Here is a 19652-nt window from a genome sequence, read left to right on the forward strand (position 1 = left end):
CGGCGACGCGCATTGGAGAACTCATGACCAATCCCGACGGCACGATCCAGGTCCGCATCAACGGCGAGCATCGCCGGGTCAGGGCCGGGTTGACGATCGCCGACCTTGCGCTCGAGCTGGGGCTGGAACCGGCCAAGGTCGCGGTCGAGCGCAATCTGGAGGTTGTGCCCCGGTCGACCTTGGGGCAGGTGCTTCTCGACGACGGCGACGAGCTGGAAATCGTCCATTTTGTTGGTGGTGGAGATCATGGCGTGACGCTTGACGACGATAGCTGGACGGTGGCGGGGCGGACCTTCCGGTCGCGGCTGATCGTCGGCACCGGCAAGTACAAGGACTTCGCCCAGAACGCCGCCGCGGTGGAGGCGTCGGGGGCGGAGATCGTCACCGTCGCGGTCCGCCGGGTCAACGTCGCCGATCCCAAGGCGCCGATGCTGACCGACTATATCGACCCGAAGAAGATCACCTACCTGCCCAACACCGCCGGCTGCTATACCGGCGAGGAGGCGATCCGCACGCTGCGCCTGGCGCGTGAGGCGGGCGGCTGGGACCTCGTCAAGCTGGAGGTGCTGGGCGAGGCGAAGACGCTGTATCCCGACATGGTCGAGACGCTGCGCGCGACCGAGATCCTGGCCAAGGAAGGCTTCAAGCCGATGGTCTACTGCGTCGACGATCCGATCGCCGCCAAGCGGCTGGAGGATGCCGGAGCGGTCGCGATCATGCCGCTCGGCGCGCCGATCGGCTCGGGCCTCGGCATCCAGAACAAGGTGACGATCCGCCTGATCGTCGAGGGTACCAGCCTGCCGGTGCTGGTCGACGCCGGGGTCGGCACCGCGTCGGAGGCCTCGGCGGCGATGGAGCTCGGCTGCGCGGGCGTGCTGATGAACACCGCTATCGCCGAGGCGAAGAACCCGGTGATGATGGCCAGGTCCATGAAGCTGGCGGTCGAAAGCGGCCGCCTGGCCTATCGCGCCGGCCGCATGGGCCGCCGCATGTACGCCGATCCGTCGAGCCCGCTGGCCGGGCTGATCTGAAGTCGGACGAGCAGGTCGTCATCCCCGCTCACGCGGCCAGCACGTCGCGGATATTGCAGATGATCGGAGCGATGCCGGGTTCCTTCTTGGCCCGGTACATCAGCCGGTCGGCGGCTTCGAGGACGTCGTCGAGGCTGGCGAACTGCTGCGCGTCGACCATCACCGCGCCGGTGCTGATGCCGATCTTCCACGGCCGGTCGCTGCACAGCCGCCGCACTGCGCTGCGGAACTCGCCGATCAGCCGCAGCGCGGTTTCATGGTCGGTATCGGGCATCAGGATCACGAATTCGTCGCCGGCGATGCGGCAGATCGAGTCGCGGTCGCGCAATACCCGTTCGAGGCTGGTCGCCACGTCGCTCAGGCAACGGTCGCCCTCGGCATGGCCGAAGCGGTCGTTGACTGCCTTGAACCCGTCGAGGTCGAGATAGGCGATCACGCTCTCGCGGGGCATCCCGCCGAAGAGGCTGCCAAAATGCTCGGTCAGCCAGCGCCGGTTGGGCAGGCCGGTCAGAGGATCGTGCAGCGCGCGTTCCTCCGCCATCTTGCGACGGGTGATGTCCTCGACCACCGCGACGAAGAAGTCGGGCCGGCCCGCTCCGTTGCGGACCAGCGAGACCGTCAGATTGACCCAGACAATCTGTCGGTCGGCGCGGACGTAGCGCTTCTCCATGACATAGGAGACGATGTCCCCCGCCACGAGCCGATGGACATTATCGAGGTCGCTGTCGAGATCGGCGCTGTGGGTGATCTGCTGGAAACCGCCCTGCATCAACGCCTCGCGCGAATGACCCGCGATCGCGCAGAAGCGATCGTTGACCAGCAGGAAGCGGCCGTCGGGCGCGACATGGGCGATGCCGACCGCAGCCTGGTCGAAGGTCGCCTTGAAGCGGGTCGCCATCCGGTCGAGCTCGCTGTGCGCGTCGCGGCGGTCCATCCGGGCCAGGCCGGTGGTGATCAGCCCGGCGAGCAGTTGCGCGAGCAGCACGTCCTGTTCGTCGAAGATGCGCGCGCGCGGCCCATAGAGCTTGAGCGCACCGACCACCGCGCCTTCATGGACGACCGGGGCCAGCAGGATAGAGCCGATGCCGAGCGCACGGCAGCTTTCGGCGTCGACCAGCGGATCGTCCTGCGTATCGGGGCAATGATGGGCACGGCGCGACAGCACGCATTGCTCGAACAGCGTGCCGCTGAAGCGCTCGCGGGCGCCGACGAACGGGGCGGCCATGCCGCTGCCGGCGCGGAATTCGGCTTCGCTGCGGTCGCGCATCTCGACCAGTGCGCCCCCGGCGTGAGGGATGACCCGCAACGCGCCCGCGACGATCAGGTCCATCACCTGATCGATGTCGCCCGACGTCGCAGCGATCGCCGATTGGACGGCGAGCAGCTCCTTGGACCAGTCCGCATGGGAAGAAAGCTGCGCCATGAGACGAGCAACTCCGGCTAGGTGATCTTCCCCCCTCATGGCGATTATTGGCACAAATCGGCCGGATGGAAAGGGATTTTCCTGCGGTCGGATAGTCCGTTCGTCCAATGTTCCATTTGGTGTAAGGGTATGGGCGAGGAGACATGCCGTGCCGAAGATCGACCTCGACGCCGTGCCCGTGAGCAGCGGCTGCAGCTATCCGCACCCCTTCAAGGAGATCTGCCTGGGCGCCACCTGGCGCAAGCTGGGCGATGCGGCGGGGCTGGACGATTTCGGGGTCAACCTGGTCCGCCTGCCGCCGGGCCGCTGGTCGAGCCAGCGCCACTGGCACAGCGTCGAGGACGAGTTCGTCATGATGCTGGAGGGCGAGGTCGTGGCTGTCGAGGACGACGGCGACCATGTCCTGCGCGCCGGCGACTGCATCGGCTGGAAGGCGGGCGAGGCCAACGGCCATTGCCTGCAGAACCGGAGCGATCGCGACGCCGTCTATCTGGAGATCGGATCGCGGCGGCCGTCGACCGACGCCTGCCACTACCCCGACATCGACATGGACGCGCGGCCGGGCGAATCCTTCTACCGCCATCGCGACGGGACGCCCTATCCGAAGGAATGAGGGGAAGGACATCGAGCGCCCAGACTCGGTTCAGATGGATTGAAAATGTCCGTTCGTGTCGAACCCCTCGACTGCCTGCAAGGCAGGCGCTCGGGATGAACGGTGAAACTGGCTTAAATGTGACGCGACTTCTCTTCCGCTTGTCAGGATGAGCGGGTCAGATGAATGGTAAAGGGGCGCCTATTCGGCGGCGACGGCGAGGTCCTCGCTGCGGCCCTCGACGATGACGGTCAGATGCTCGACCCGCGGCGGGTTCTGGAAATAGGACCCGCACAGCCGGCGCCATTCGAGGAAGGCGTCCGAATTGCGGAACTCGATCATGTGATCCTCGATCGTCTCCCACTCGACGAACATCCGATAGCGGCTCGGCTGTTCCATCGAGCGGTGGAGGCGGAAGGCGATGCAGCCCTTCGAACCGAGGAACAGGTCCCTGGCGAGCACCGCTGCCTGCTCGAACGCCTGTTCGCAGCCGGGCTTGATGTCGATTTCCGCCAATTCCTTGATCATCGCGGCCTCCTGTTCCCTCGTGATTGGACAAAGTTCGCCGCAGGTCAACGCCCCGCCGCTGCCGATCGCGCCGCATGGGCGATTATTGGCGCCAGGCTGTGGCAATAATGGCGCGATCCCGAGCCATATCGCTGCAATGCAACATGAAATTCCCGTCTTGGCGGTTGACGCGGGCGGGATGGGCGACCTAGCTGCCCGCGATCTTCGGGGAGGTGCGGATGTTCGGGATGGTCGGCCGGGGAAGGGCGCGGCCTGCGTTGCGCGTCGCGGCGGCGGCGATGCTCGCGGCGCTGGCCGGATGCGCCGGCCGCAGCCCGCCGGCTCCGGTCCCGGCTTCACCCGCGAGCCCGCCACCGGGCATGCAATATCTCTACGGATCGGCCGAGGCGGCGGCGCTCGACGTCCAGGCATTCGGGATGCTGACCGCCTTTGTCGAGCGGCAGGCGGAGCGGCGCGCCTCGGTGGTGCTGGCGGCCGACGCTTCGCCCGATGGTACTGCCTTCACCGCTTGCGGCGACCGGCCGCCGGCGGTGGTGTTCGACATGGACGAGACGCTGGTCCTCAACCTCGGTTATGAAATGCTCGAGGGGCGCAGCGGCAAGGGTTTCGACGCCGATCGCTGGTCGCGCTGGGAACAGGCCGACGGCGCTGCGCTGGCACCGCTGCCGGGCGCGGTTGAGGCGGTCGCGGCGCTGCGCCGGCGCGGGGTCACCCCGATCGTCAACACCAACCGCGCCGCGGCCAGCGCCGCCGCTGCCGAGGTCGCGCTCGCCAGGGTGGGGCTGGGCGCGTTTCGCCATGGCGAGACGCTGTTCCTGGCCGGCGACGTCGACGGGCAGCGCGGCAAGGACGGTCGGCGGCAGGAGATCGCCCGCCGCTTCTGTGTGATCGCGATGGTCGGCGATCAACTCGGCGATTTCAGCGACGGCTTCCGCGGCGATCCGGCTGCGCGCCGGGCGCTGGCGACTGCGCCCGCGATCGCGCGGCTGTGGGGGCAGGGCTGGTTCGTGCTGCCCAACCCGGTCTACGGATCGGGGCTGGCGGGCGACTGGGACGCGGTTTTCCCGGCCGACAAGCGCTGGACCGATCCCGTTGAAGGGCAAGGGAAATGAGGCCGGAAGGGCGTGACGGCGGCGGTCCATCGCCCGATCGCGTATTTTCGCCGCGCCGGCCCCTTCCGGTGTCGCGCCGGATGGTGCATGGCGCGGGGCGAGCGGCGGTCGGCGGCTCGGGCGATCCTCGACCGAACTGCTATGGCTGCCGTCCCTCCTGTCTGCTGGTCCGATCGCTGCCGTGAATCTCGATCCTTCTCCGAACTCGGCCCCGAAACCCGTCGCCCCGAAACCCGCCGCGACCCCCGATCGCGCCGTCCCGCGCGAACCTCATGTCCCCACTGTCGTCCAGATCGAGCATGGTCTCGTCATTGCCGCCGTGGTGCTGGTCGCGGTGCTGATCGCCTTCGTCGCGGCGGGCGGCTTCTATCTGCGCAAGGTGACGCAGGATGCGCCCAAGCCGGGCGCGGAGCGCCTTTCGGTCGACCTCAGCCGGATCGGCATCAGCAAGGCCGGGCCGCGCCGGATCGACTATGCGCGGCTCGACCGGCGGATGCAGCTGCTGGCGGAGAAGAAGTCGGTGGTCGGCGTCGCGATCGTTACCATCGAGAATGGCGAGATCAGCTTCGCCAAGGGCTATGGCGTGACCACCGATGGGCCCGAGGGCAAGCCGGTCGACGCGCACACCGTGTTTCGCTGGGCGTCGGTGTCGAAGGGCGTCGCCGCGACCCTGCTCGCCAAGATGGCCGAGGAGAAGAAGCTGTCGCTGCGCGATCCGGTGTCGCGCTGGGCGCCGTCGCTCAAGCTGCCCGAGAATGCGCAGGACGTCGCGACGATCGACAACCTCCTGTCGCAGAGCCTGGGCATCTGGAAGAACGCCTATGACCGCGACCTGGAGGACGGCCACGACCCCAAGGAGATCCGCAGCCGGCTGAACCAGATCCCGCTGCTCTGCCCGCCGGGCAAATGCTACAGCTACCAGAACATCGCCTATGACGCAGCGAGTGAGGCGGCCGAGCATGCCGGCCACAAGAGCTATGCCGCGCTGGTCCAGCAGAAGCTGTTCGGTCCGCTCGGCATGCAGTCGGCGACGACCACCCGCGAAGGCCTCGAATCCTCGCCGAGCTGGGCGCGGCCGCACACCGGCCGCCGCGAGCTCAAGGTTTCCGACGCCTATTACCGGACGCCGGCGGCTGGCGGCGTCAACTCATCGATCATTGACCTCGGCATCTGGATGCGCGCGCAGATGGGCGGTGCCCCGCGCGTCCTGTCCAAGCGGCTGTTGCGGGACATCCACAGCCCGCGCATCCGTACCTTCTCGATCCATCGCCAGCGCGAGCTGGACCAGTCGCTCAAGGAGGCATCCTACGGGCTCGGCTGGCGGATCTGGCATTATCAGGGGCGCCAGGTGATCGGCCATCGCGGCGCGGTCGACGGCTATCGCTCGCTGATCCTGTTCGATCCGCTGCTCAAGGCCGGGGTCGGCATGCTGTGGAACTCGACCGCGGTCGAGCCGACCGGCATGCAGCTCGAGGTGATGGACATGCTCTACAACCTGCCGTTCAAGGACTGGATGGAGCTGGACAAGTAGGGCCTTCATCGACGTCATTCCGGCGAAAGCCGGAATCCCGGTGCCTTCGGGTCGGTGGCGACGGGAAGAGAAGGGAGATCCCGGCTTTAGCCGGGATGACGCGGAAGGGGATAGCCCAGCTTCTATCCTTCCTTTTCACTCTGCTTTGACTTTGGCCGCGTGTTCGGTAGAGCGACGGCCATGTCCAGCAAGCCCCGCACCCTCTACGAGAAGATCTGGGACGCGCATGTCGTCGAGCGTCGCGACGACGGCACCTGCCTGATCTACATCGATCGCCACCTCGTCCACGAGGTCACCAGCCCGCAGGCCTTCGAGGCGCTGCGCGTCGCCGGCCGCAAGCTGCGGCGGCCCGATCTCACCCTCGCGGTGCCGGACCATAATCTTCCCACCACCGCGCGGCTCGACGCGGACGGCAGGCGCGTACCCATCGCCGACCGGGAATCGGCGGACCAGCTTGCCACGCTCGAGCGCAACGCGCCCGAGTTCGGCGTTCGCTACATTGACGCGGTCGCGCCGGAGCAGGGCATCGTCCATGTCGTCGGGCCCGAGCAGGGCTTCTCACAGCCGGGCACGACGATCGTCTGCGGCGACAGCCACACCGCCGCGCATGGCGGCCTCGGCGCGCTGGCCTTCGGCATCGGCACATCGGAGATCGAGCATGTCATGGCGACGCAGACGCTGCTGCTCGCCCCGTCGAAGACGATGGAGGTGCGGGTCGAAGGCACGCTTGGCGCGGGCGTCACCCCGAAGGATGTGATCCTCCACGTCATCGGCGTGATCGGCGCGGCCGGCGGCACCGGCTATGTCATAGAATATACCGGCAATGTGTTTCGCGAGATGTCGGTCGAGGGGCGGCTGACCGTCTGCAACATGTCGATCGAGGGCGGCGCCCGCGCCGGCCTGATCGCGCCCGACGAGACGACCTTCGCCTATATGCAGGGCCGGCCGATGGCGCCCGCAGGCGCCGACTGGGACAAGGCGATCGCCTGGTGGCGGACGCTGCCGACCGATCCGGGCGCGACCTATGACAAGGTCGTGATCATCGACGCGGCCGACATCGCGCCCTGCCTGACCTGGGGCACCAGCCCCGAGGACGTCGTGCCGATCACCGGCGTCGTCCCCGATCCGATGAGCTTCGCCGATCCGTCGAAGCAGGTCGCCGCGCAGAAGTCGCTCGACTATATGGGCCTGACCCCGGGCACCCGGATGCAGGACGTGCCGGTCGAGAACATCTTCATCGGCAGCTGCACCAACAGCCGGATCGAGGACCTCCGCGCCGCCGCCGCGGTGGTGAAGGGGCGCAAGGTCGCCGCCAATGTCCGCCAGGCGCTGATCGTGCCGGGCTCGGGCCTGGTCAAGCGCCAGGCGGAAGAAGAGGGGCTCGACCGCATCTTCGTCGAGGCGGGCTTCGAATGGCGCGAGCCGGGCTGCTCGATGTGCCTGGCGATGAACCCGGACAAGGTGCCGGCCGGCGAACGCTGCGCCTCCACCTCGAACCGCAATTTCGTCGGCCGGCAGGGGCCGGGCGCGCGGACCCACCTCGTCTCGCCCGCCATGGCGGCGGCGGCGGCGGTGACCGGGCATCTGACCGACGTCCGCGAGCTGGAGCCGGTGGCATGAAGCGGCGGCTGATCGCCATCGCCGCGGCGCTGCTCGCATCGGCGGCGGCGCAGGCCGCGCCGGTGCCGGGCACGGTCGACAAGCTGTGGCGGCTCGATTGCGGCCGCTTCCGCGTCAATCAGCCCAACATCTTCTCGGACACCCAGGCCTATACCGGCCAGACCCGCGACCTGGTCGGCAGCTGCTACCTGATCAAGGACGGCGACGCCTATATGCTGTGGGATACGGGGGTGCCGGCGGCGATGCTCGGCGCCAAGCCCGATCCGACCCAGCCGATCGACGGTCGGCTCGACCGGACGATCGTCGACCAGCTTGCCCAGATCGGCGTCAAACCCGAGCAGATCGGTCTGATCGGCATCAGCCATTATCATTTCGACCATACCGGCCAGGCGGCGGACTTCCCGAAGGCGAAGCTCGTCATCGGCGCCGGCGACCTGAAGGCCGCGCGCGCCGACAGGGACGGCATCGGCAAGCCGATCGCCCCCTGGCTCGCCGACGGCGCCAAGGTCGAGGCGGTCGAGGGCGACAAGGACCTGTTCGGCGACGGCAGCGTGGTGATGGTCAACTTCACCGGCCACACGCCGGGTCATCACGGCCTGCTGGTGCGGCTGCCGAAGACGGGCGTCGTGCTGCTGTCGGGCGACGTCGCCCATTTCCACGAGAATCTCGACGGCGACGGGGTGCCCACCTTCAACACCGACCGCGCCGATTCGCTGGCCTCGATGGACCGTTTCCGCAAGCTCGGCGCCTCGCTCAAGGCGGTGTCGATCATCCAGCATGATCCGCGCGACGTCGCCAAGCTGCCCGCTTTCCCGCAAGGAGCCGAATGATGAAGCCGATCCGCGAGGTCGAGGGCCGTGCCATTCCGCTGGGCCTGAAGAACGTCGACACCGACGTCATCATCCCGGCGCAGTACCTCAAGACGATCACCCGCAAGGGGCTGGGTCGCGGCGCCTTCGAGACGATCCGCGCGCAGCCGGGCAACGTCTTCGATGATCCCGAGTACAAGGGCGCCAACATCCTGATCGCGGGCGATAATTTCGGCTGCGGGTCGAGCCGCGAGCATGCCGCCTGGGCACTGGGCGACCTCGGCATCGACGCGGTGATCGCGCCGAGCTTCTCGGACATCTTCTCTGGCAACGCCTTCAAGAACGGCATCCTGACGGTGGTGCTGCCGCAGGAGGCGGTCGATCGGCTGCTCGAGGTCGCCAAGACCCATCCGATCGGCATCGACCTGGAGAACCAGACGGTCACCACGCCGTTCCAGGACCGCTTCCGCTTCGAGATCGATCCGTTCCGCAAGCATTGCCTGCTCAACGGCCTCGATGAGGTCGGCATGACGCTGGCGCAGGACGCGGCGATCTCGACCTTCGAAGGCAGGATGGCGGCGGACCGGCCCTGGCTGTGACCGGGGCTCCGGCCGGAGCCTCTTTTGCGAGTCTGTGCTGTTGCGCGCATGCCAAGCCATGCCTATCTGAATATCCATCCACCGGTGAGCAGGGAACAAGATGACGACCTTCGATGATCGCGAGCAGGCTTTCGAGAACAAGTTCGCCCATGATCAGGAGATGGCCTTCCGCATCACCGCGCGGCGCAACCGGCTGCTCGGTCACTGGGCGGCGGGGCTGATGAAGCTCACTTCCGAGGAAACCGACAGCTATGCCAAGTCGGTGGTGCAGGCCGATTTCGAGGAGGCCGGCGACGAGGACGTGATCCGCAAGCTGCTGGGCGACCTGACCTCGGCGGGCGTCGAGATCGACGATGCGCGCATCCGCGCCGCGCTCGACGCGAAAACGGTCGAGGCGCGCCGCCAGCTGATGGAAGGCAAGTAAGCAATGCCGATGGCCGCCGACGAGATCGAGGCGATGATCAAGGCCGCGCTGCCCGATGCGCGGGTCGAGATCACCGATCTTGCCGGCGACGGCGACCATTATGCCGCGCGCGTGGTGAGCGAGAGCTTCCGCGGACTCAACCGGGTCAAGCAGCAGCGGCTGGTCTATGATGCCCTGGGCGGGCGGATGGGCGGGGTGCTCCACGCGCTCCAACTGTCCACCGCGACGCCCGATTGAGGAGCGAAAGATGAGTGACGACGTCCAGGCGCGCATCGCGACGGCGGTCAATTCCGCCGACGTGCTGCTGTTCATGAAGGGCACGCCGCTCTTCCCGCAGTGCGGCTTCTCCAGCCGCGCGATCGCGATCCTCGACCATCTCGGCGTCGAATATGCGACGGTCGACGTGCTCCAGGACCCGGCGATCCGTGCCGGCATCAAGGAATTCTCGGACTGGCCGACGATTCCGCAGCTCTATGTGAAGGGCGAGTTCGTTGGCGGATCGGACATCATGATGGAGATGTACGAGGCCGGCGAGCTGCTCGACCTGCTCGACCAGAACGGCATCGCCCACGCCTGATCGCATGCGATGCGCCGCCTGCCGGCCTTCGCCATGGCGCTGAGCATCGCCGCGTCCGCCGCCGCCGCGCCGGTGGTCATCGCCCATCGCGGCGCGTCGGGCGAGCGTCCCGAGCATACGATCGCCGCCTATGCCCGCGCGATCGAGCAGGGCGCCGATTTCATCGAACCCGACCTGGTGATGACGAAGGACGACGTCCTCGTCATCCGCCACGAGAACGACATCACCGACACGACCGACGTCGCCGAGCATCCCGAGTTCGCAGGCCGGCGCACCCGCAAGACTATCGACGGACGGGCGGTGACCGGCTGGTTCACCGAGGACTTCACCCTCGCCGAACTCAAGACCCTGCATGCGCGTGAGCGGTTGCCGAAGCTCCGGCCGGCCAATGCGGATTGGCGGGGCGAGCGGATCGCCACCTTCGACGAGGCGCTGGCGCTGGTCCGGTCGAGCCCGCGCAAGATCGGCATCTATCCCGAGACCAAGCACCCGACCTATTTCGCCTCGATCGGCAAGCCGCTGGAGAAGGCACTGGTCGACGCGCTGGCGCGGGCCGGCTTCACCCGCGCCGACGATCCGGTGTTCATCCAGTCGTTCGAGGTGTCGAACCTGAAGGCGCTGCGGACGCTGACCAGGCTGCGCCTCGTCCAACTCATCGAGGGCGGGACGCCGCCCTATGACCAGGTCGTGGCGGGCACCGGCCTGACCGTCGCCGACATGGTCAGTCCCGAGGGACTGAAGGCGATCGCGGGCTATGCCGATGCGATCGGGCCGTACAAGCTGCTGATCGAGCCGCGCGACGCCGCCGGCCGCGCGCAGCCGCCGACCACGCTGGTCCGCGACGCGCATGCGGCCGGGCTGCTCGTCCATCCCTGGACCTTCCGCAGCGAGAACGGCTTCCTGGCCGTCGGCGACCGCATCGGCACGGACGAGGCGGCGAGGGGCGACGCCGCCGCCGAATATGCCCGTTTCCTGGGTTATGGCGTCGACGGCCTGTTCAGCGACTTCCCCGGCGAGGCCGTCGCGGCGCGAGCGGCGTTCGTGGCAAAGGCGGCCGAATAGCCGGCCCCCGGAACAATCCCTTCACATTGGGCCCTGCCGATGCCACATGCAGCCCCATGAGCGAACAGACCGTCGGCGTGGCCCAGATGCAGCACCCTCTGGTGCGCCGGTTGCTGGCCGGTAATCCGAGTCCCTTCACCTATACCGGCACGCAAACCTATCTGGTCGGCGGGCGCGACGTGGCGGTGATCGATCCGGGTCCCGACCTGCCCGAGCATGTCGACGCGATCGTCGCGGCGATCGGCGATGCGCGGCTGCGCGCGATCGTCTGCACCCACACCCATCGCGACCACAGCCCCGCCGCCGCCGAACTGAAGGCGCGGACCGGTGCGCCGATCATCGGTTGCGCCCCGCTCGCGCTCGACGATACGGGGCCGCGGGCCGACGCCTCGTTCGATCGCGACTACAGCCCCGACGAGGCGATGGCCGAGGGCGCGACGATCGCCGGCGACGGCTGGACGCTGCAGGCGGTGCATACCCCCGGCCACACCTCCAACCATATCTGCTATGCGCTGCCCGAGGCGGGGGCGCTGTTCACCGGCGACCATGTCATGGGCTGGTCGACCAGCGTCGTGGTGCCGCCCGACGGCAATATGGGCCATTATCTCGAAAGCCTCGAACGCTTGCAGGCGCGCGAGCAGGACAGCGTCTATTATTCGGCGCATGGCGATCCGATCGAGCGGCCGCAGCGTTTCGTGCGCGGGCTGATCGGCCATCGCAAGCAGCGCGAGGGACAGATACTCCGCCTGCTCGAACGCGACGTCGCACTGATCCCCGACATGGTCCAGCAGATGTATGTCGGCGTCGATCCGCGGCTGCACGGCGCCGCCGGCCTGTCGGTGCTCGCCCATCTGATCGACCTGGAGACGCGCGGTATCGTCCGTCGCGACGACACGCTATGGAGCCTCGCGGCCTGAGTCTGAGGCTGAGCCGCGCACGTGGAGACTATCACGCGATGAACGCCCCTCTGGAGAACCTGACCGGCCTGGACCTGCGCGCCGAGATCGATCGGCTGCGCAAGGAGCGCAACGCCGTCATCCTCGCCCATTATTACCAGACGCCGGAGATACAGGATCTCGCCGATTTCGTCGGCGACAGCCTCGATCTGTCGCGCAAGGCGGCGGCCACCGACGCCGACGTGATCGCCTTCTGCGGCGTGCGTTTCATGGCCGAGGTGGCGAAGATCCTGTCGCCCGAGAAGACGGTGATCCTGCCCGACATGGACGCCGGCTGCAGCCTGGAGGACAGCTGCCCGCCCGAGGAATTCGCCCGCTTCCGCGCGGCGCATCCCGATCATCTCGCGCTGACCTACATCAACTGCTCGGCGGCGGTGAAGGCGCATAGCGACATCATCGTCACCTCCTCCTCGGCCGAGACGATCCTGTCGCAGCTGCCAAAGGACCAGAAGATCATCTTCGCGCCCGATCGCCACCTCGGCGGCTATTTCGCGCGCAAGACCGGCCGCGACATGCTGCTCTGGGAAGGCAGCTGCATCGTCCACGAGGCCTTTTCCGAGACCGAGTTGCTCAAGCTCAAGGCGCAGCATCCCGACGCGCCGATCGCCGCGCATCCCGAATGCCCGGTCCACATCCTCGACCATGCCGACTATGTCGGGTCGACCCGGGGCATCCTCGACTATGTGCTCACGTCGGACGCGCAGACCTTCATCGTCGCGACCGAGCCGCACATCATCCACCAGATGGAGAAGGCGGCGCCGCACAAGAGCTTCATCGGCGCGCCCGGCGCAGACGGCAACTGCAACTGCAACATGTGCCCGTACATGGCGCTGAACACGATGGAGAAGCTCTATCTCTCGCTGCGCGACCTGACCCCGCGGATCGAGGTCGACGAGGAGACCCGCATCGCCGCGAAGCGCTCGCTCGACCGGATGCTGGAGATGACCGGCGGCCTGTCGGGGCCCGATGTGGGGCGGCCGAAACTTTAGATATCACCGTCATGCCAGCGAAGGCTGGCATCCATGTCTGTATTCTTATCAGATGCCATCTGGCCGATGAGAGACATGGACCCCAGCCTTCGCTGGGGTGACGAAGCAGGGGCGGATATGACCTTCACTCTTCCCGATTTTGACCTCGACGCCTTCGTCCGCGCGACCCTTGCCGAGGATCTGGGGCAAGGGGGGGACATCACCTCCGCCGCGACCATCCCGGCCGATGCGTTGTTCGAGGGCGAGATGGCGAGCCGCGACGCGATCAGCGTCGCCGGCCTGCCGATCGCCGAGGCTTTCTTCCGCGCGCTCGATCCCGCGGTCGAGATCGAGACGCTGGTTGCGGACGGCGCCCGCGTCGCGAAGGGCGGGGTGCTGATGCGGCTGCGCGGCAAGGCACGCGCGCTGCTGACCGCCGAGCGTTCGGCGCTCAACACCGTCCAGCACCTGTCGGGCGTGGCGACTCTGGCCAGCGCCTATGTCGACGCGATCGCCGGCACCGGCGCGACCCTGCTCGACACCCGCAAGACCATCCCGGGCCTGCGCGTGCTGGAGAAATATGCGGTGCGCATGGGCGGCGGCACCAACCACCGGATGCGGCTCGACGACGCGGCAATGATCAAGGACAACCATGTCGCGGTCGCCGGCAATATCGGGGAGGCGGTGCGCCGCGCGGTCGCGGCCGGCATCGAACGGATCATCGTCGAGGTCGACCGCGTCGATCAGATCGAGCCGGCGCTCGCCGCCGGCGCCACCCATCTGCTGCTCGATAACATGGACCCGCCGACGCTGCGCGGCGCGGTGACGCTGGTCGGCGGCCGGGTGCCGACCGAGGCGTCGGGCGGCGTGCGGCTCGATACGATCAAGGCGATCGCGCAGACCGGCGTCACCTATATCTCGGTCGGGCGACTGACCCAGTCGGCGCCCGCCGCCGACATCGGGCTGGATTTTCGTCCGCTTCCCTGATCAGGGTGGGACGATGAGAATCGGTCTCCCCGTCCTGCTCGCTGCCCTGCTGGTGGCGCCCGCCTGCGCGAAGAAGGCGCCGAGCTGTGAGATTCCCGCGACCTTGCCGCGGCCGATGCTCGAGGGGCCGACGGTCGACCAGCCGCGCCGGTTGCTCCCGATCGGCGGCTATACGCTGGCGGTGAGCTGGTCGCCGCAATATTGTATAGACAAAAGCAGCAGCCCGCGGGACCATATCCAGTGCGGCGGGGCAAACAGCTTCGGCTTCACCCTCCATGGCCTCTGGCCCGACGGGGAGGGCGCGCTGTGGCCGCAATATTGCAAGCCGACCCGGCTGGTGCCCGATGCTGTGATCCGCGAACATCTGTGCAGCACGCCGTCGCCGCAGCTCATCCAGCATGAGTGGGAGAAGCACGGCACCTGCATGTCGAAGACGGCCGCCGACTATTTCGCGAAGAGCGGCAAGCTCTTCTCCGAGCTCGCCTTTCCCGACATGAAGGCGCTGAGCGGACGGACGATGACCGCCGCCGATTTCCAGCGGAAGTTCGCCGATGCCAATCCCGGCATGCGGCCCGAGGAGATGCGCCTGAACGTCAGCAAGGCCGGGTGGATGGAGGAGGTGTGGATCTGCCTCGACAAGCAGTTCCACCGCCGCGCCTGTTCAGCGCATCAGGGCGGCGCGGCGCCGGATCAGGTCGTGCGGATTCGCTGAACGATCCGTCACCCCGGCGGAGGGGGAGGGACTATTCGTCGTCCGCCTCTGCCGCCTCCGGCCGCCCCTTGAAGCCCTGCGCGATCACGTACCATTCGGACGAATCCTTGCGGCTCGCCGGCGGCTTGGCGTGCTTGACGGTCGTGAACAGCCGCTTGAGCTCGGCGACCAGGCTATGGTCGGCGCCGCCCGCCAGCACCTTGGCGACATAGGTTCCGCCGGGCCGCAGAACCTCGCTCGCGAACAGGCAGCCGGCTTCGACCAGCGCCATGGTGCGCAGATGGTCGGTCTGCTGGTGGCCGACCGTGTTGGCGGCCATGTCCGACAGGACGATATCGGCGGGGCCGCCCAGCGCCTCTGCGAGCAGGGCGGGGGCCTCGTCGCTCATGAAGTCCATCTGCAGGATGGTCGCGCCTTCGATCGGGTCGGTCGGCAGCAGGTCGATGCCGACGATCGCCGCCTGCGGGCAGATGCGGCGCACCACCTGCGTCCAGCCGCCCGGTGCGATGCCCAGGTCGACGACCCGCTTCGCACCGCGCAGGAAATGGAAGCGCTCGTCGAGCTCGATCAGCTTGTAGGCCGCGCGCGAGCGATAGCCCTCCGCCTGCGCCTTGCGGACATAGGGATCGTTGAGCTGACGCTGGATCCACTTGATCGAGGAGGCGCTGCGCCCCTTCGCGGTCTTGATCCGCTGTCGCCCGCCATTGCCGCCTCGGCTCACATCAACATCCTTGTTTTGTCGCGGGCCATCAGTGAACGGAGGATGCCTTCGCGGATGCCGCGATCGGCGACGCCAAGCCGTTCGGCCGGCCACATGTCGAGGATCGCATCGAGGATCGCACAGCCCGCCACCACCAGGTCGGCGCGCTCGTGGCCGATGCACGGCACCTCGGCACGCTCGTCGACGCTCATCCCGGCCAGTCGCGCGCTGATGTCGCGCATCGCGGTCACCGGCACGATCAGGCCATCGATCAGCCGTCGATCGTAATTAGGCAGGTCGAGATGGACGCTGGCGAGCGTGGTGACGGTGCCGCTGGTGCCGAGCAGCCGGCCCGGCCGGGTGCCCGGATCGAGCTTGGCGGCGAACTGCGCGAAGCTTTCGGCGACGCGCGCCCGCATCCGCGCGTAGCTGTCGAGCAGGCCGTCGCGGCTGTCGCCGACGTGCGGCTCGGTCTCGGACAACGAGACGACGCCCCAGGGCGCCGAATACCAGTCGATCACGCGTGGCGGGCTCTGGTCGGCATCGATCAGGATCAGTTCCGTCGATCCGCCGCCGATGTCGAACACCAGCGCCTGTCCCTCGCCGGGCTCGAGCAGCACATGGCAGCCGAGTACCGCCAGCCGCGCCTCCTGCTCGGGGCTGATGATCTCGAGCGCGATGCCGGTCTCGCGATAGACGCGCTGGACGAATTCGCGGCCGTTGGCGGCGCGCCGGCATGCCTCGGTCGCGACAGAGCGGACCAGCGAGACGCGGCGGCGGCGCAGCTTGTCGGCGCACACCGACAGTGCACTGACCGCGCGGTCCATCGCCGCGTCGGACAGCCGCCCGGTCGCCGCCAGTCCCTCGCCAAGCCGAACGATCCGTGAGAAGGCGTCGACCACCACGAACCCGTCGTCCGACGGCCGCGCGATCAGGAGCCGGCAGTTGTTGGTGCCCAGGTCGAGCGCGGCATAGTTGCTGCGCGGAGGAAATTGATGGGATGGGGAATGCGCGCGACGCCCCCCTTCACGCGGCGGGCGCGGCGCGACCATATTGGGGCCGTGCGCCATGATCGTCAGTCTCATTCTCTCACCATGCGGGAAAGCATCCGCATGGAACCTGGCAGCGAACCTAGAGGGAGAAGCCGGGGACGGCAAGGGCGGCATCCACCCCGTTGACAGGCCGCACGGCCGACCTTATGTGCGCCGCTCTGCCAGTGATGCCCCGTCGTCTAAAGGTAAGACTACGGACTCTGACTCCGTCAATTGAGGTTCGAATCCTCACGGGGCATCCAGGCATTTCCGATCCCGCAGATCCGCATTCCGAACCGCGCGTCAGAACCTTTTCGCGCGCGTCGCGTTCTCTGCTCGTCGGCCTGTGCCGTCCTGGAGGATGAGGATCGTCATCATGAACGTTCGTAGGACAACAATCCTGGCCTGTTCGGTGCCTTTGCTGCTGGTCTCCGCCTGCCAGACCAGCGATCCCACGGCCCGTGGCGCCGCCCGCGGGGCGGCGATCGGCGCGGCGGGCGGCGCTGCCGTCGGTGCACTCGCCAACGGAGTCGGAGTCGGCGAGGGCGCCGCGATCGGCGCGGCGGCAGGTGCGGTGATCGGCGCGGCGACCGCGGGCGACGGGCGCCGTTACTATCGCGACGGGCGCGGCTGCTATTATTACAAGGGCGACCGTCGCCGCTACGTCGATTCGCGGCGCTGCTGAGCCCTGGACTGGGGCCGGCCGCACAAAGGTGCGACGGCCCACAGCTTTTTTCGTTTCTCCCTGCTGACATGTTTCGCGCGCGCCGATAATCTGCCCGCCCGATGTGGCAGCTTTACCAATTCCCCCTTTGTCCCTTTTCCCGCAAGGTTCGCCTCCAGATGGAGGAGAAGGGCATCGCCTATGACCTCGTCCGCGAATCGCCATGGCTGCGCCGTGACGAGTTTCTCGATCTCAATCCGGTCGGGCAGACCCCGGTCCTGGTCGATCCGGGCAGCGGCGTCACGCTGATCCATAGCTGCGCGATCTCCGAGTTCATCGAGGAGACGGTCGAGCCGGTGCCGATGCTGCCGGGCAGCGCCGCCGCGCGCGGCGAGATTCGCCGGCTGGTCGCCTATTTCGACGAGAAATTCTACGCCGACGTGGTCGGCCCGCTGCTCTACGAACGCGCGCTCAAGCGCATCGTCCACCGCGCCTCGCCCGATGCGGGCGTGCTGCGGCAGGCGATGAAGGCGGTCAACGACCATCTCGACTATATCGACTATCTGGTCGGCAGCCGCCGCTGGATCGGCGGCCAGCTCCTCAGCCTCGCCGACCTCGCCTGCGCGGCGCACCTCTCGGTCGCCGACTATCTCGGCGGGATCGACTGGCGTGGCCATGAAGAGACCAAGCAGTGGTATTCCGGCATGAAGTCGCGCCGCTCGCTGCGCACCATCCTGTCCGAGAGGATGGAGCTGGTCAGTCCGCCCGAACATTATGAGAAGCCGGATTTCTGACGGCTGCTCGAGGGACGTCATCCCAGCGAACGCTGGGATCTCCCTGCCTTCCGGCGACGAAGGAAAGTGAGATTCCAGCTTTCGCTGGAATGACGATCATCGTTTCCCCCGCGCCTCCGCGCTCAGCCGCGACATCAGGATCGCGGCGCGCTTCGCCTGGGTCGGGATCGAGGCGAGGTCGACCGCCTCGCCCGGCGCATGGTCGCCGGTCGAATAGGGACCCATGCCGGCGAAGCTGTCGACGTCCTTGGCGACGAAGCTGACGTCGCCCGCGCCGCGCTTGAGCGGGTCGAGCGGCGGCATCTCGGGCAGGCCCATGTCGCGATTGACGCGGTTGAGCCGGTCGAGGATCGCACGGTTGCCCGGGGTTGGCGCCATCGCAGGATAGGCCCCCTTGTCGAACTCGATCGTGGCGCCGGTGCCGGGCAGATGCTCGGCGACGATCGCGGTCATCTTCGCCTTCACCCGTTCGGTCTGCTCGTCGGACAGGGTGCGCAGGTCGCCGCGCGCTTCCGCGATGGGGGCGATGATGTTGCTCTTGCCGGTCGCGGTCGCGCGGATGCCGTCGGCGTCGGTCGCCTCGGTCGCGCCGCCGGCGATCAGGCCGACATTGTAGGTCAGGTTCGGCTCGGGCAGCTCCCGGCGGAAGCGGTCGACGATCCGCGCCAGCTCGTAGATCGCGCCATAGCCGACCTTGTCGCTAAAGATGCCGCTCGAATGGCCGCTATTGCCGGTCGCCTTGACCACCCAGGAGCCGGCGGAGCGCCGCGCGACCGACCCCATGTCGCGGCCGCCGTCGCGGACCAGCCCCTCGAAGTCGAGCGCGACGTCGGCGCGCTTGCCGGCGGCGATCAGGTCGGCGCGGGCGATCTCGACCGGATCGCCGACATCCTCCTCGTCGCCCGTCAGCACCACCTCGATATCGGCATCCTTCAGCGTGCCGGCGGCCTTCATCGCGCGCAGCGCTGCGACGATCACCACCATGCCGCCCTTGTCATCGCCGGCGCCGGGCCCCTCGGCCCAATCCTTGCCCTTCAGGGTCCAGCGCTGGAACGGGCTGTCGGGTTCGAACACGGTGTCGAGATGGCCGATCAGCAGCAGCCGCTTGCCGCGGCCATTGCCCTTGTGGACCGCGACGATGTGCCCCGCGCGCCCGGCCTTCTCCATCGGCACCCAGCGGACCTCGAAACCGAGCGGTTCGAGCTCGTCGCGCATGATCGCCCCGACCTTCGTGACGCCGGGCAGGTTGCGCGATCCCGAGTTCACGTTGACGAGCCTTTCCAGCAGCCCGACGGTGCGGTCGCGTTCGGTGTCGACGGTCTTCGCCATGGCCGTTTCGGTCCTGGTCAGGGCGGCGGAGAGCGATGCCGGCACTGCGGCAGAAAGGACACAGAGCGCGAGAATCCTGGATTTTCCGAAGGTCATGTCGGCCTCATCTTGTATTTGCCGGCAACATGGATCATATGCCGCCCCGCGTCGATGCTGTTCCGCAGCATCTGGCCGTGAGCAGCGTGATCACCTGTCCATTCCAA

22 protein-coding genes and 1 tRNA gene are annotated in these 19652 nt (G+C 67.7%); 18 read left to right on the forward strand and 5 right to left on the reverse strand.

Annotated elements, in window-relative coordinates:
- The first annotated feature begins 23 nt into the window (after window positions 1-23).
- Window positions 24-1031, forward strand: a complete 1008-nt coding sequence (gene thiS / locus B5X82_RS00405; RefSeq protein WP_079646079.1) for a sulfur carrier protein ThiS — start codon at window positions 24-26, stop codon at window positions 1029-1031.
- Window positions 1032-1059: 28 nt separating this feature from the next.
- On the opposite strand, the gene B5X82_RS00410 is transcribed toward thiS, so the two are convergent.
- Entirely contained in the window at window positions 1060-2454 is a 1395-nt protein-coding gene (locus B5X82_RS00410; protein ID WP_079646080.1) for a sensor domain-containing diguanylate cyclase, read from the reverse strand.
- A 148-nt stretch (window positions 2455-2602) separates the two neighbouring features.
- Between B5X82_RS00410 and B5X82_RS00415 the strand changes: the two genes are divergently transcribed.
- Window positions 2603-3067 (forward strand): cupin domain-containing protein, encoded by a 465-nt coding sequence (locus tag B5X82_RS00415; protein ID WP_079646081.1) that lies wholly within the window; start codon window positions 2603-2605, stop codon window positions 3065-3067.
- Between the two features lie 180 nt (window positions 3068-3247).
- Here the strand turns inward: B5X82_RS00415 and B5X82_RS00420 are convergent, their stop codons facing one another.
- Window positions 3248-3574: an antibiotic biosynthesis monooxygenase family protein gene (locus B5X82_RS00420; protein WP_047169088.1), complete on the reverse strand. Its 327-nt coding sequence runs from the start codon at window positions 3572-3574 to the stop codon at window positions 3248-3250.
- A 218-nt stretch (window positions 3575-3792) separates the two neighbouring features.
- On the opposite strand from B5X82_RS00420, the gene B5X82_RS00425 reads away from it, so the two are divergent.
- The 13 genes from B5X82_RS00425 (at window position 3793) to B5X82_RS00485 (ending at window position 14931) form a co-directional block, all read left to right on the forward strand.
- Window positions 3793-4686: an HAD family acid phosphatase gene (locus tag B5X82_RS00425; RefSeq protein WP_079646082.1), complete on the forward strand. Its 894-nt coding sequence runs from the start codon at window positions 3793-3795 to the stop codon at window positions 4684-4686.
- 181 nt (window positions 4687-4867) lie between these two features.
- The gene (locus B5X82_RS00430; RefSeq protein WP_079646083.1) at window positions 4868-6217 is read left to right on the forward strand and encodes a serine hydrolase domain-containing protein; all 1350 of its coding nucleotides are present in this window, start codon (window positions 4868-4870) and stop codon (window positions 6215-6217) included.
- Between the two features lie 180 nt (window positions 6218-6397).
- Window positions 6398-7837 (forward strand): 3-isopropylmalate dehydratase large subunit, encoded by a 1440-nt coding sequence (gene leuC / locus B5X82_RS00435; protein WP_079646084.1) that lies wholly within the window; start codon window positions 6398-6400, stop codon window positions 7835-7837.
- Window positions 7834-8667 (forward strand): N-acyl homoserine lactonase family protein, encoded by an 834-nt coding sequence (locus B5X82_RS00440; RefSeq protein WP_079646085.1) that lies wholly within the window; start codon window positions 7834-7836, stop codon window positions 8665-8667. The genes leuC and B5X82_RS00440 overlap by 4 nt, the downstream gene beginning before the upstream one ends.
- A complete protein-coding gene (leuD, locus tag B5X82_RS00445) occupies window positions 8667-9245 on the forward strand; it encodes a 3-isopropylmalate dehydratase small subunit (protein ID WP_079646086.1) in 579 nt (192 codons plus the stop codon). The genes B5X82_RS00440 and leuD overlap by 1 nt, the downstream gene beginning before the upstream one ends.
- A gap of 100 nt (window positions 9246-9345) precedes the next feature.
- A complete protein-coding gene (locus B5X82_RS00450) occupies window positions 9346-9669 on the forward strand; it encodes a DUF1476 domain-containing protein (protein ID WP_079646087.1) in 324 nt (107 codons plus the stop codon).
- Window positions 9670-9672: 3 nt separating this feature from the next.
- Window positions 9673-9906 (forward strand): BolA family protein, encoded by a 234-nt coding sequence (locus B5X82_RS00455; RefSeq protein ID WP_012050884.1) that lies wholly within the window; start codon window positions 9673-9675, stop codon window positions 9904-9906.
- A 10-nt stretch (window positions 9907-9916) separates the two neighbouring features.
- Complete coding sequence (grxD, locus tag B5X82_RS00460; protein WP_079646088.1) at window positions 9917-10246, forward strand: Grx4 family monothiol glutaredoxin; 330 nt, start codon at window positions 9917-9919, stop codon at window positions 10244-10246.
- A gap of 9 nt (window positions 10247-10255) precedes the next feature.
- Window positions 10256-11308 carry a glycerophosphodiester phosphodiesterase gene (locus B5X82_RS00465; protein ID WP_079646089.1) on the forward strand — a complete coding sequence of 351 codons (1053 nt, stop codon included), beginning with the start codon at window positions 10256-10258 and terminating at the stop codon, window positions 11306-11308.
- Between the two features lie 56 nt (window positions 11309-11364).
- Complete coding sequence (locus tag B5X82_RS00470) at window positions 11365-12225, forward strand: MBL fold metallo-hydrolase (protein ID WP_176152421.1); 861 nt, start codon at window positions 11365-11367, stop codon at window positions 12223-12225.
- A 38-nt stretch (window positions 12226-12263) separates the two neighbouring features.
- Entirely contained in the window at window positions 12264-13253 is a 990-nt protein-coding gene (gene nadA, locus B5X82_RS00475; protein ID WP_176152422.1) for a quinolinate synthase NadA, read from the forward strand.
- 117 nt (window positions 13254-13370) lie between these two features.
- Window positions 13371-14219 carry a carboxylating nicotinate-nucleotide diphosphorylase gene (nadC, locus tag B5X82_RS00480; protein WP_079646092.1) on the forward strand — a complete coding sequence of 283 codons (849 nt, stop codon included), beginning with the start codon at window positions 13371-13373 and terminating at the stop codon, window positions 14217-14219.
- 13 nt (window positions 14220-14232) lie between these two features.
- Window positions 14233-14931: a ribonuclease T2 family protein gene (locus tag B5X82_RS00485; protein WP_079646093.1), complete on the forward strand. Its 699-nt coding sequence runs from the start codon at window positions 14233-14235 to the stop codon at window positions 14929-14931.
- Window positions 14932-14962: 31 nt separating this feature from the next.
- Here the strand turns inward: B5X82_RS00485 and B5X82_RS00490 are convergent, their stop codons facing one another.
- Window positions 14963-15652 carry an RlmE family RNA methyltransferase gene (locus B5X82_RS00490; RefSeq protein WP_079646094.1) on the reverse strand — a complete coding sequence of 230 codons (690 nt, stop codon included), beginning with the start codon at window positions 15650-15652 and terminating at the stop codon, window positions 14963-14965.
- Window positions 15649-16716 (reverse strand): Ppx/GppA phosphatase family protein, encoded by a 1068-nt coding sequence (locus B5X82_RS00495; RefSeq protein WP_079646095.1) that lies wholly within the window; start codon window positions 16714-16716, stop codon window positions 15649-15651. The genes B5X82_RS00490 and B5X82_RS00495 overlap by 4 nt, the downstream gene beginning before the upstream one ends.
- Before the next feature lie 135 nt (window positions 16717-16851).
- On the opposite strand from B5X82_RS00495, the gene B5X82_RS00500 reads away from it, so the two are divergent.
- The 3 genes from B5X82_RS00500 to B5X82_RS00510 all read left to right on the forward strand — a co-directional run bounded on the left by B5X82_RS00500 (window position 16852) and on the right by B5X82_RS00510 (window position 18120).
- A tRNA-Gln gene (locus tag B5X82_RS00500) sits at window positions 16852-16925 on the forward strand.
- A gap of 113 nt (window positions 16926-17038) precedes the next feature.
- Window positions 17039-17347 carry a hypothetical protein gene (locus tag B5X82_RS00505; RefSeq protein WP_176152423.1) on the forward strand — a complete coding sequence of 103 codons (309 nt, stop codon included), beginning with the start codon at window positions 17039-17041 and terminating at the stop codon, window positions 17345-17347.
- A gap of 101 nt (window positions 17348-17448) precedes the next feature.
- Entirely contained in the window at window positions 17449-18120 is a 672-nt protein-coding gene (locus tag B5X82_RS00510) for a glutathione S-transferase family protein (protein ID WP_079646096.1), read from the forward strand.
- Between the two features lie 96 nt (window positions 18121-18216).
- On the opposite strand, the gene B5X82_RS00515 is transcribed toward B5X82_RS00510, so the two are convergent.
- The gene (locus B5X82_RS00515; protein WP_079646097.1) at window positions 18217-19545 is read right to left on the reverse strand and encodes a M20/M25/M40 family metallo-hydrolase; all 1329 of its coding nucleotides are present in this window, start codon (window positions 19543-19545) and stop codon (window positions 18217-18219) included.
- Between the last annotated feature and the right edge of the window lie 107 nt (window positions 19546-19652).

The organism is Rhizorhabdus histidinilytica (assembly GCF_900167915.1).
Classification (GTDB): domain Bacteria; phylum Pseudomonadota; class Alphaproteobacteria; order Sphingomonadales; family Sphingomonadaceae; genus Rhizorhabdus; species Rhizorhabdus histidinilytica.